This is a genomic window from Schaalia radingae (genome assembly GCF_900106055.1).
In the GTDB taxonomy this organism is placed as follows: domain Bacteria; phylum Actinomycetota; class Actinomycetes; order Actinomycetales; family Actinomycetaceae; genus Pauljensenia; species Pauljensenia radingae_A.
Map to the genome: position 1 here is coordinate 1,758,944 of NZ_LT629792.1, position 11,672 is coordinate 1,770,615.

The 11,672-nt window shown below is 59.7% G+C and carries 8 protein-coding genes; 2 read left to right on the forward strand and 6 right to left on the reverse strand.

Features of this window, described 5'->3' with window-relative positions:
- Positions 1–347: 347 nt before the first annotated feature.
- A complete protein-coding gene (locus BLT69_RS07710; RefSeq protein WP_092648774.1) occupies positions 348–1,661 on the forward strand; it encodes a class I SAM-dependent methyltransferase in 1,314 nt (437 codons plus the stop codon).
- Positions 1,662–1,705: 44 nt separating this feature from the next.
- Here BLT69_RS07710 and BLT69_RS07715 read toward each other — a convergent pair whose 3' ends face one another.
- On the reverse strand, positions 1,706–2,962 hold the full coding sequence (locus tag BLT69_RS07715) for an endonuclease domain-containing protein (RefSeq protein WP_092648775.1): 1,257 nt from the start codon (positions 2,960–2,962) through the stop codon (positions 1,706–1,708).
- Between the two features lie 666 nt (positions 2,963–3,628).
- Here BLT69_RS07715 and BLT69_RS07720 point away from each other — a divergent pair.
- Positions 3,629–4,837, forward strand: a complete 1,209-nt coding sequence (locus BLT69_RS07720; RefSeq protein WP_070726989.1) for a glutamate--cysteine ligase — start codon at positions 3,629–3,631, stop codon at positions 4,835–4,837.
- Positions 4,838–4,897: 60 nt separating this feature from the next.
- Here BLT69_RS07720 and tsaD read toward each other — a convergent pair whose 3' ends face one another.
- The 5 genes from tsaD to BLT69_RS07750 form a co-directional block, all read right to left on the reverse strand.
- Positions 4,898–6,010 carry a tRNA (adenosine(37)-N6)-threonylcarbamoyltransferase complex transferase subunit TsaD gene (gene tsaD, locus BLT69_RS07725; protein WP_227469331.1) on the reverse strand — a complete coding sequence of 371 codons (1,113 nt, stop codon included), beginning with the start codon at positions 6,008–6,010 and terminating at the stop codon, positions 4,898–4,900.
- 77 nt (positions 6,011–6,087) lie between these two features.
- Positions 6,088–7,506 carry a serine hydrolase gene (locus BLT69_RS07730; protein ID WP_157886382.1) on the reverse strand — a complete coding sequence of 473 codons (1,419 nt, stop codon included), beginning with the start codon at positions 7,504–7,506 and terminating at the stop codon, positions 6,088–6,090.
- Positions 7,507–8,180: 674 nt separating this feature from the next.
- Complete coding sequence (locus BLT69_RS07740) at positions 8,181–8,924, reverse strand: succinate dehydrogenase/fumarate reductase iron-sulfur subunit (protein WP_058237125.1); 744 nt, start codon at positions 8,922–8,924, stop codon at positions 8,181–8,183.
- Positions 8,921–10,900 carry a fumarate reductase/succinate dehydrogenase flavoprotein subunit gene (locus BLT69_RS07745; protein ID WP_058237126.1) on the reverse strand — a complete coding sequence of 660 codons (1,980 nt, stop codon included), beginning with the start codon at positions 10,898–10,900 and terminating at the stop codon, positions 8,921–8,923. The genes BLT69_RS07740 and BLT69_RS07745 overlap by 4 nt, the downstream gene beginning before the upstream one ends.
- A 21-nt stretch (positions 10,901–10,921) precedes the next feature.
- Complete coding sequence (locus BLT69_RS07750; RefSeq protein WP_058237127.1) at positions 10,922–11,623, reverse strand: succinate dehydrogenase cytochrome b subunit; 702 nt, start codon at positions 11,621–11,623, stop codon at positions 10,922–10,924.
- Positions 11,624–11,672 lie beyond the last annotated feature (49 nt).

Genomic DNA, 11,672 nt, shown 5'->3' on the forward strand with positions numbered 1-11,672 from the left:
GTCAGAGACTTGTCACGAAGCAGCGTCCCCCTCGTAGATCACCGAAATCGAACCTCGGGACTTAAGGGGGACGTCGGGCCACAGGGTGTGTCGTTGAGATCGAACCTCGGGATCGGGCGTCGGGGATGAAGAGCTGAGGGTATTCGCGAGTGCGCTACACCCAACCTAATACGGCATAAGTTGGCACGTCAGAGCCCAGGAAGACACGTATCTCGTCGCATTTGCCAGTGAAACTTACTCCTCAGCGCGCATTCGCACAGGCAACAACGTCTCGCGCTCCAGCATTGGTGAGCCACGCCAGTGAGGGCGGCACTCGTTCTGCCCTTTATACATGTCAGGATAGGAGCGTGGTTTATTCGGATGCATCGCAAGTTTTCGGCGAGTTGATCAGCGGGGACGGCAAGAAACTCCTCTCCGAGATCACAGGTTTCCTGCCTGAAGGCCTCACCGTGCGCACCGCTCAGCCGCACCTCAACACGCTCAATGCCAAGCTTCGATCCCGAGGATACGCGCCGGATCTGATCGCAGCGGCACTGACTTTGACGAGCCTACGAATCCAGGGCAAAGCGAAATTCGGTGAAGCAGCAGCCGATATGTTTTTTACTCGTGACGGGCTCGAACAGGCCACGCGCGGTGTCATTGCCGAACGCCACGCGGCGGCATTTGTACAGGCAGGGGCGCATGCAGTGGCGGACCTTGGGTGCGGGATCGGTTCGGATTCGCGAGCCTTCGCCCAAGCGGGATTAGGAGTTGAAGCCGTCGAACTGGACGCAACGACCGCAGCCATGGCCACCGCCAATCTCTCGAGTTACCCCACTGCACGCGTGCGGGTTGCTGACGTGACGGCGCTCGATATCGACACACTGCGCACAGACGGCGTGGATGCTCTCTTCGTTGACCCCTCCAGGAGGACCGGCGCTGCACGCGGTTCGCAACGCATTTACGATCCGGAACAGTGGTCTCCGCCCTTGTCACAGGCGATTTCCTGGGCCAAGACAATCGGTCGTGTCGCCATCAAAGTTGCTCCGGGAATCGAGCATGCCACGCTGCCGCCAACCTGGCATGCGCAGTGGACCAGCGTCGACGGGGAACTGGTCGAAGCACTGCTCTACTCCCCCGCGATGGGGCTGCCAGCGGGCCGCTCCGCTTGTGTCATGCGGAGCGCTGCTTCCGGCACAGTGTTTTCGACGCTGATTGACGAGGGAGCCCGCGGAAACTGCGCTGCACGCGTTGCGCAGGCACCTGTCGGTGTCCTTGGCTCGATGCTCACTGAGCCCGATCCTGCAGTGATCCGGTCCGGAGGAATCGCCACGTTGGCCGAGCAATTCGGTGCACACCTCATTTCCGGTTCGATTGCTTACCTCACCGCAGACTCGCTACCCGCTGCCGAATGGTGGACACGGTTTGAGGTGTGCTCGGTGGTTCCTCTGCGAATGAAAGCCATCAAGAAGGCGCTTCGCGAATTCGACCCCAGCTCGGTTGAAATCAAGAAGCGCGGTGCTTCAATCGATACCGGAGCAATGCAGCGCGCTTTAGCCTCGGCGCTTTCTTCCGACTCGGATGGCGGTGAGATGACCGTTTTCGCAACACGGCTTGGCGACACTCACCGTGCAATCCTCACCCGTCGACTCGATCATGCAGGAAACCGCACTTCTCATTAGGTTCTAACCGCGTCATTCCTTTAGCTTCTAACCGCGTCATTCCTCTAGGCTCTGACCGCGTCATTGCTCACCTGACGCCTGGGGCGTCCACCTCGTTTCACTGTCTCGTATAGCCGAGACCGTTGCTCCACAGCGGCCCATACTTTGCCGATTACATGGTCGGGGTGGAAGAGATCCGACCAGGTCACACGCACGACGATCCACCCTCGTTTTTCGAGGATGTGCTGGCGCCGCATTTGCTGAGCATAGGAATCTGATACTTCAAAGCGGTTGTCTCCGTACTTGGTATAGCCGTCGAACTCAATGGCGACTTTGGCTTTTTCGAGTGCCACGTCAATGTAGAAGCATCCGCCGAGTCGATCGGCAGGTGAGCGTACTTGGGTGGTCAGACCCGTACAGCCGCCAGATTTCAACACCCACATAAGGGCCGCTTCACCAGTTGATTCGCATCCGGCATCACTATGCCTGCATATCCACTCGGCCCAGCGTCTGCGGCGAAACCCTTTCGGAAGCTGTCGAATCGCTCGTAGCCACGTCTCACGCACACGGCCTTCCTGCTTGCGCGAACGGTGCTCGACGCTCCGCTTGAACCCCGACGTCCGATTCAGCGCACCGCACATCATCGCGAATGCGCACGGCAGAGGCGCCGTGAGAGCTGCCGTCAGGGCTGTTGCGTTCACCGATGTGCACCGCAAAATCACGCACCGAGGCGAGCGACGGTGGCCACTTGGCAGCGCACGCCCCATCTGAAGGTCCAGCTGACGCGGTCTTTCGCTCATGAAGGACCGCGAGGAGTGCCGTCGGATCCGCGCCATTTTCACATGGACCGTCTGCCGCTGCGAACCTTCGCGTGCCAGCGACGCTGTCACCGATTCGCCACTGCGCTGCTCCCACCAGTAGATCACCCCTCCCTGGGTCCTGCACGATTCCAATCGAATCGTTCGCATGGTCGGAACAGCTTTTCCAGGTCGTGTGGGCACCAGCAGATGGACATCGCCGCTGAGTTCATATGTATACAAGCCGTGCACCAGTGCAGCCGATTCTCCAATCACGACTGCATCTCGGTAGGTCATGGCTGCTGCAATGATCCGCGACAGCTCAATGATTCGCCGTATTTTCCACGGCTCTGCAATGCCATCGAAAACGGCGGTCGACAGGTAAATTCCGCGCACGATCTGAATCAGTAAGCGCCCAGTTTCTGCCGCTACCTGCTTCGGGCGCTGCCGTCTCGACGTCTTGGCCATGTACCGTGCAACCCACCGCAGCGTTGGTGGACCGTGGCCGCCGTTGGCTGACTCCATCGAGCCCTTCCTTTCACATTCGCGCATTCTGAGGCCGCCGCGTTGCCCGCTCCCCCCTCGTCGATTGAGCCAGTATGCGAGAGTACGGGCACGGATGTTCAGCGGTCGCAAGCATCTGTGGAATCCGACCATCGACGAGGCAGACCTGTGGACAAGCGGGCGCACTGCCGTCTTTCAACTGTCACTCCTGCCCTACTGACCTCTTCACTTCATCCCCGAGCTTCGAATTCGATGCAGTTATTCACGCATTCTCAGGTATTTCCGGACGAAACCGCAGGTCACAGCCATCCACCCTCTTCATTCACCTCGAAAATCCCGTCGAATTCGAACCTCGGGGATGGGGAGGAAGGTGGCGCAAGAAGAAACAAGCGTAGTATCAACGGATCGAGGAGTCGCCGAACGCGAGCAGCCCCTGCCTGAATGCAATTGCCGCAACCGCGCCAAGCAGCCAGCTGCTCAACATCGACCCGCCCACGCGCCCGATCGCGATTGACGAAATTCGCCGAGTTGTCGCGCGCGCAGCCTTTCAGACTGAGACAATGATCCAGTTACTAATTCGCATGAGCGCGAGCACAACAGCCGGTGCGCACGGACATCCCTTCAACCAAAACCAGCCGCACCAGCCACCACCCGCCCACGCGTTTCATCCACCGAAAGGCCGAGAACATGCACCTCACGTTCTCCTCGTCCGAACGATCCACCATTGGCGTTGAATGGGAACTCCAGCTCATTGACAAGGATTCCAACGATCTGCGCCAGGCTGCCAACGCCATTCTGGACGCACCCGAAGCTCAGGTCGACGGCAAACTTCACCCCCACATTCAACGCGAGATGCTGCTCAACACCATCGAGATCACATCCGGAGCCCGGCACACGGTCGGTGAATGCATGCGCGACATCACCGAGACGATCGAGCTTCTCCGACCGGTCACGGACCGCCTGCGCATCGAACTCGGCAGCGCCGGAACCCACCCGTTCGCCTCTCCAGCCTTCCAGCGCGTCACTGACTCAGAGCGCTACGCAGAGCTGGTTGAACGCACACAGTACTGGGGTCGTCAGATGCTCCTGTACGGCATCCACGTCCACGTCGGCGTCGAGTCGCGAGACAAAGTGCTCCCGCTTCAATCAGCCCTCGCCTCGCGCCTGGGACATATGCAGTCACTCGCAGCATCCTCGCCCTTCTGGTCAGGACGCGACACCGGGTACGCCTCGAACCGCGCGATGGTTTTCCAGCAACTTCCCACGGCCGGCATCCCTCAACAGTTCGAACAGTGGGACCAGCTGGAAAAGTACGCCGCAGACATGATTCGCACCGGCATCATCGATGGTTTTGATGAGGTGCGCTGGGACGTGCGCCCCTCCCCCAAGCTCGGCACCGTGGAGAACCGCGTCTTCGATGCCGCCACCAACGCGACGGAGGTCGCAGCCCTTGCAGCACTGACACACTGCCTGGTCGAATGGTATTCACGCAAACTCGACGCCGGGGAGCAGATCGAGCCTATGCCGGAGTGGTTTGTCGCTGAGAACAAGTGGCGTTCAGCGCGTTACGGGATGGAAGCGATCCTCATTTTGGATGCGCATGGCAACGAAGAATTGGTCACCGACACGGTCGTTCGCATGCTGAACGATCTGGAGCCTGTGGCGAAAGACCTCAAATGCGCTGACGAGTTGGCAAGTATTGAGAAGATCCTCAAACTCGGAGCGTCCTACCAGCGTCAACGCATCGTCGCTGAGAATGCACGGCACAACTCTCGCGAAGCGGTCACCGAGCTGCTGCTCGCCGAGATGCGTGCCGGCCGCCCGCTTAACCCGCTCGAGTTCCTCAACACCCGCTCCAAGGGTGCTCCGAGCACGGACCGAGACTCCAAGAAGTAGTGTTTTTCGCCTCTCGGCGTGCTGCTGTCAGCATTGCCGAGGGCGACCTTCTGCCTCGCATCACCGGTTAGGTGAACAACATTCGTACTCGGAGACCACTGCCATGTCGGCGTTTGTCGGCGCCATCCACGTCTGAGTCAACGGCATCGCAGAATCCGGTGAAAAGTCCCAGTCCGATGGCGCCGCACCACCGGCAACGAGACGAGCTCCCAGTGCCGCGATCTGCGCCCCGTTGTCAGTGCAAAAACGCATGGGAGGCATACGCACAGTCAGCCCCGCGCCCTCGGCGCGCTCCTGGATCAGCTGGCGAAGCCGCGAGTTGGCTGAGAAACCTCCGCCGATCACAATGGTGTCGCACCCCGTATCGAGGCATGCCCTCACCGTTTTGGCGGTCAGCGAGTCATTGACCGCTTCGGAAAAGCCGGCACAGATATCTTCTGCCCGAAGCTCAGCGCCGCGAGCCTTCTCTCCCTCGACGTATCGGGCGACTGCGGTCTTCAACCCTGAGAAACTGAAATCGTAGCGGTAACGGTCCTTGTCTTTAACGGCGTGGAGGCCTCGTGGAAAACGAATGGCGTCGCGGTCTCCTTGCTGAGACAGGCGATCCACGTGCGGCCCTCCAGGGTAGGGCAGCCCGAGCAGACGGCCAACCTTGTCAAAAGCCTCACCTGCAGCGTCGTCCAGTGTGCCTCCGAGTTCACGCACGCCATCGACCCAGTTCTCGACGAGCAGGATGTTGGAGTGTCCGCCCGAGACAACAAGACCGATAAAGCGCTCCGGCAGAGGACCTTCAGCCAGCCCGTCTACCGCCATATGCCCGATGACATGGTTGACTCCGTACAGTGGCTTATCGAGTGCCAATGCCAGCGATTTTGCCGCGCAGATTCCCACTGTCAGAGATCCAACCAGTCCTGGACCTGCACTGACGGCAATGGCATCTACATCGGATAGCGAGGCGCCTCCCTCGTGCAATGCACTGTCGAGGGTCGGAATGAAAGATTCCAGGTGTGCGCGTGACGCAATTTCGGGGATGATTCCGCCGTACCGAGCGTATTCGTCCATCGATGTGGCGGTGCGGTCGATCAGCAGCTCAGTTCCGCGTACCAGTGCCACACCGGTTTCGTCGCATGTCGATTCGATTCCAAGAATGAGGGGTTCAGATTCGCCAGTCACAGACGCGATTGTAGCCCCTGCGCGCCCTGATGACGATTTTGCACACCTCAACAGCGACGAGGGTGGCCGACGAAGCTCTATTTGTCGGTGATGAAAGTGTCAATGAGCAGCCTCGTATCCGCGTATCGGTCCTCATCCGTGGCTGACCCGTAGACGAAAAGAAGATACTCGTCGGAACTATCTGCTCGATAGGCGGTGACGATGTTGAACAGGTCCGGGATTGAGCCGGTTTTGACTCCGTACACATGCGGATCGTACTGCGGCTTGTCGGGGTCCAGGAAGTAGTTCGTGTTTTTCCATTGATACTCGCCCGTGGAGGTCTGAACTGACGCTGCGGGCATTGCGACAATATCGCGGAACCACTGTTTGGTCATGAGTGCGGTCACCACGCGCGAAACGTCCCGCACAGTCGATCGGTCAACGGTGTTCAGACCTGAGGGCTCGGAGATGTGCGTATCGTTGTAGCCGTGGTCCGCTAGGAATTGCGCCAGCCCCTCGACGTAGGAAGCGAGGGCGTCCTGTGGCGCAGCCTGTTCATTATTAAGCAGGTCGCGGCCGGTTCCCACGGCTATTGCATATGCCGCGTCATTGCCTGAGGGCAGCAGCAACCCCGTGAGCAGTTCGCGCAACGTGTACTCGCCCGGCACGATTCCAGCGAGTGAGGAGTTGTCGGGCGGCATCAAAAGTGTTTCCTCATCGACACTGAGAACATCGTCGAGGGAGAGCCTACTCACGGCGTATTCAACGGTGAAGAGCTTCTGAGTACTGGCAGCACTGACGGCGCGATCAATCTGTTCGGCCGCGATCAGGTCGCCGGTTTGGGCATCCATCACCTGCCAGCTCGCAGCAGTTGTAGCCACTGCAGGGTGGTCGAACGGGTCGTGCGCGATGGGCATGTTTTCAGCCGATTGCGACTGGTTGGCTGTCACGTCGACTGCTCGCGCCGGCTCGACGTTATCGTCACTGGCCGACTGGCTCGCGGCTGCTGGCGTGTTTTCCACCTGTGCACGCAGCGCACTGATGGTGGGACTGTCCCATGCCAACGCTACCGCGACAAGGATGCTGGCCAGCAGGCAAATTCCCACGCGTGTCGTCACCGTTGCGATGGTTGCACCTGCCGAATGGGAAGTGTGCGCCGGGAAGCGTTTGTGATCCGCGTACGCACTGTCACTGCCGGTCGAATCGCTTTCTTTAGGTGAGACAGGCCGAAGGGGAAATGGACCAGGCCGTTCACAGGTCGGGTCATCCCAAGGTTGCGGCGGATAGGAGGCCGGCATCTCGGAGTCTGTGCTACCTCGGAGTTGCTCACCTCCCTCGGCACTGTCCGCGCTTGTTGTGCTGGTAATGCTGGAAGAACCGTCAGGGTCGGCAGCGCTGGTCGTACCGGCGGCGGTCTTCGGATCGGTGCGAAGTGCAAGCGGATCAGGTAAAGGGCGCCGCGCTTTCCTGCCGATGCGTGTGTGTTGGCGCCCGCCCGCTGATAGGAATATCGGCATCGCCAACACCTCCGTTCGCATGCGTCACCGGCACTGCCAATGCGTCGATTGTATTATGCGTGTTCCCTGCGGCCGCGACACCACCCGGTGACGAACCGCATCCACCCGCGCCTCAAGCCCCAGACACAAGCCCCGAGCCCTGCCCCAGTCCAAGTCCTAGGGCCCCGAGCCCAATTACACGTCCCCCTGTTCTAGAGCCAGTCCAGTACAAATGCCAGCGTTCGTACCCATCCCGACCCAGTCGTATCTCACCCCAGTCCCGTCCCAGTCCCGTCCCAGTCCCGTCCCAGTCCCCCAGGTTCGAATTCGGCATCGACGAGGGCGACTCGACGAGGCTGATCACGATAAAAGCGCTGGTCACAAGCTTCCTGCTTCGATCACACCGATTCAAACCGCGCCGAATTCGAACCTCGGGGTACGGGAGGGTGCGGCACTGACGCAGCAGGGTTGAGTTCGGCAGCATGGTTGGACCCAGCAGCATAGTTGGGTCCGAGGTCACGCAGGCTTTGCGCGCACAGAAGGGAAAGCACAGACAGCAGCGTCAGCGTAGGTGACAGGATCGAGGGCGGCAGCATGAAGGGCGGGAGCCAAGTTTTCACTTGGCTCCCGCCCCCAACTGCAAGACTCTGGCACCTGTCGGGGCTACTGCCCCATGGGTGACAGGTCCTCGAAGTTTACAACCCCTTGAACAGTGCCTTTCCGAGCTGACGGTTCAGCGTGGAGATCACATCCAACGGGATCTGCTTCGGGCAGACAGCCGCGCACTCGCCGATGTTGGTGCAAGCGCCAAAGCCTTCAGCGTCCATCTGGTTAAGCATCGCGTTGACGCGCTTGAGGTTCTCCGGCTTACCTTGCGGCAGCAGGTTCAAGTGCGTGACCTTCGCGGAGGTGAACAACATGGCCGATGCATTCGGGCATGCAGCCACACACGCACCGCAGCCAATGCAGGCAGCAGCTTCGAACGCCTTGTCTGCATCCTGCTTCGGGATCGGCGTGGCGTGCGCATCCGGCGCAGCACCCGTGTTGACGGAAATGTAGCCGCCAGCCTGGATGATGCGGTCGAAAGCAGAACGGTTCACGACCAGGTCGCGAATAACCGGGAAACCGTTGGCACGCCACGGCTCGATGGTGATGGTGTCGCCATCGTTGAAGTGACGCATGTGCAGCTGACATGTGGTCGTCACCTCGGGTCCGTGAGCGATGCCGTTGATGACCAGGCCGCACTGACCGCAGATGCCTTCACGGCAGTCCGAGTCAAATGCAATCGGTTCTTCCCCGCGTTCGAAGAGTTCTTCGTTGAGAATGTCGAGCATTTCGAGGAATGAGGATTCCTCGGATACTCCGCGGACTTCGTACTCGTGCATGGCACCGGGGTCCTCGGGCCCGTTTTGGCGCCAGATTCTTAATGTCAGGTTCACTTGTAGCTCCGCTGTTTCAGCTCGATGTTGTTGTAGATCAGATCTTCCTTGTGCAGGATTGGGGGCTGCCCCTCACCGGTCCACTCCCAAGCGGCGACGTACAGGAACTTGTCGTCGTGACGAAGTGCCTCGCCCTCGGGTGTCTGGGACTCTGCGCGGAAGTGGCCGCCACACGATTCCTCGCGGTGCAACGCATCCACGCACATGAGCTCGCCCAGCTCCATGAAGTCAGCGACGCGACCGGCGCGCTCCAGGGACTGGTTGAGTTCTCCGACTGACCGTCCGGGCACACGCACGTTTGCCCAGAAGTCCTGGCGCAACTTACGGATCATATCGATCGCCTTGCGCAGGCCTTCCTCGGTACGCTCCATGCCGCAGTATTCCCACATGATGTGGCCGAGTTCCTTGTGGAAGGAGTCCACCGAGCGGTTGCCTCCCACTGCCATCAGGCGATCGATCTTGTCCTGTGCTTCCTTCATCGCTGCCACAACGTCCGGGCTGGCCTCGTCAAGCTTCGGCAGGCCGAAAGCGTGCGCCAGGTAGTCGTTGATGGTGTTGGGCAGAACGAAGTAGCCATCTGACAAGCCCTGCATCAGTGCCGATGCACCCAGTCGGTTAGCACCGTGGTCGGAGAAGTTCGCTTCACCTGCCACGTACAGACCATCGAGGTTCGACTCGAGGTCGTAGTCAACCCACAGGCCGCCCATGGTGTAGTGCACTGCCGGGTAAATACGCATCGGAACGTCGTACGGGTTGTCACCGGTGATGCGCTCGTACATGTCGAACAGGTTGCCGTACTTGGCGCTGACGGCTTCGCGCCCCATACGCTCGATGGCTTCTGAAAAGTCCAGGTACACGCCACGGGCCACGCCTTGAATCTCAGGTCCGACACCGCGACCTTCGTCGCACATGTTCTTCGCCTGGCGCGACGCGATATCGCGGGGAACGAGGTTACCGAATGAGGGGTAGATGCGTTCGAGGTAGTAGTCGCGATCTTCCTCCGGAATCTCGCGAGGATCCTTCTTGCAGTCTTCCTTCTTTTTCGGCACCCAGATGCGACCGTCGTTTCGCAGGGATTCACTCATCAGTGTCAGCTTGGATTGCTGATCGCCATGCTGAGGAATACAGGTCGGGTGGATCTGCGTGAAGCACGGGTTCGCGAAGTATGCGCCCTTACGGTGTGCACGCCAGATGGCGGTTGCATTGCAGCCCATTGCGTTGGTTGACAGGAAGAACACGTTGCCGTATCCGCCGGTCGCCAACACGACTGCGTCAGCCACGTACGGTTCCAGCTCGCCGGTGGTCATATCGCGAGCGACGATGCCACGAGCCTTGCCGTCAGAGACGATCAGTTCGACCATTTCATGACGTGAGTGCTCGATGACGGTTCCTGCCGCAACCTGACGCTCCAGCGCCTGGTAGGCACCGATCAGCAGCTGCTGACCTGTCTGGCCACGTGCGTAGAACGTACGGGATACCTGCACACCACCGAAGGAGCGGTTGTCCAGAAGACCGCCGTACTCGCGTGCGAACGGCACGCCCTGCGCGACACACTGGTCAATGATGTTGGCGCTGACTTCTGCCAGTCGATACACGTTTGTTTCACGGGCGCGGTAGTCACCACCCTTGACCGTGTCGTAGAACAGCCTGTAGACCGAGTCGTTGTCGTTGCGGTAGTTCTTTGCCGCGTTGATGCCACCTTGAGCAGCAATGGAGTGTGCTCGACGGGCGGAATCCTGATAGAAGAACACGTCGACGTGGTAGCCCATTTCGCCCAGCGACGCGGCAGCGGCGCCGCCCGCCAGACCGGTTCCCACGATGATGACGTGAAGTTTGCGTCGGTTTGCAGGGTTGACGAGGGCTGCGGAGAATTTCCGCTGCTCCCAGCATTGTGACAACGGCACGTCCAGAGGCGCTTTCGTGTCGGCAATGGCGTCGCCCTCGCGATACAAGCCTGCTATTAATGTCTCACTCATTTTGTATCTGTGCCTTACCTACTAGGAGATCATGCCAACCGCGATGGCAACCGGAGGAGCCATGAACATGACAAAGATGAGGCCGCCAATGAGCCCTGACAGAATCACCATGACTTTGCGGGTGTTGGAGCGCACCCACCCCAGGGTTTGAAATGCCGACCAGAAGCCGTGGCTGACGTGCAGGCAGGCAGCGCCTACGAACACGACATACACCAATACCATCAACGGATTCTGGAAGGTCGCAACCATTCGCTCATAAGGCGTGCTCTCGAGGGCGAAGCCGGTGCGCACCACACCCATCGTGAAATGCAGGATGTGGAAGACGATGCCGATCAGCAGCAATACTGCCGTCACGCGCATGGTGCGTGCCGCATACGCAACTGCCGCGTCTTTCTTGACGACGTAGCGTGTGGGGCGTGCTCGGCGTGAACGCAGCCAGACGTGAGCGGCGGATGCAACGTGAATGACCAGGAAGAGGATCATTGCAGCGCGGAATACCCAGATAAATCCGCCGTAAGGGAAGATTGGAACGAACGCTTCACCCTTCAGCCAGTGGGCGTAGTGATCGTACGCCTCTTGACCGAGGAACATTTTCAGGTTGCCGTACGAGTGGAACAGCAAGAATATTACGAAGACCAGACCGGAGACCGCCATCAGTTGTTTCATGAACACTGACGTGGTCCACGCATGTCGCTTCTTCGTCACAACAGTTTTCGTGGCCATGGCTTTAGCCTATCGACCTGACACGGCCATCACGCCCAAACCGCCACCC

Excerpts from the sequence above, each read along its gene's own strand:
- BLT69_RS07715 (WP_092648775.1), bottom strand. The coding sequence starts at position 2,962 with ATGGAGTCAGCCAACGGCGGCCACGGTCCACCAACGCTGCGGTGGGTT.
- BLT69_RS07730 (WP_157886382.1), bottom strand. The coding sequence starts at position 7,506 with ATGCCGATATTCCTATCAGCGGGCGGGCGCCAACACACACGCATCGGC.
- BLT69_RS07750 (WP_058237127.1), bottom strand. The coding sequence starts at position 11,623 with ATGGCCACGAAAACTGTTGTGACGAAGAAGCGACATGCGTGGACCACG.
- BLT69_RS07720 (WP_070726989.1), top strand. The coding sequence starts at position 3,629 with ATGCACCTCACGTTCTCCTCGTCCGAACGATCCACCATTGGCGTTGAA.
- BLT69_RS07745 (WP_058237126.1), bottom strand. The coding sequence starts at position 10,900 with ATGAGTGAGACATTAATAGCAGGCTTGTATCGCGAGGGCGACGCCATT.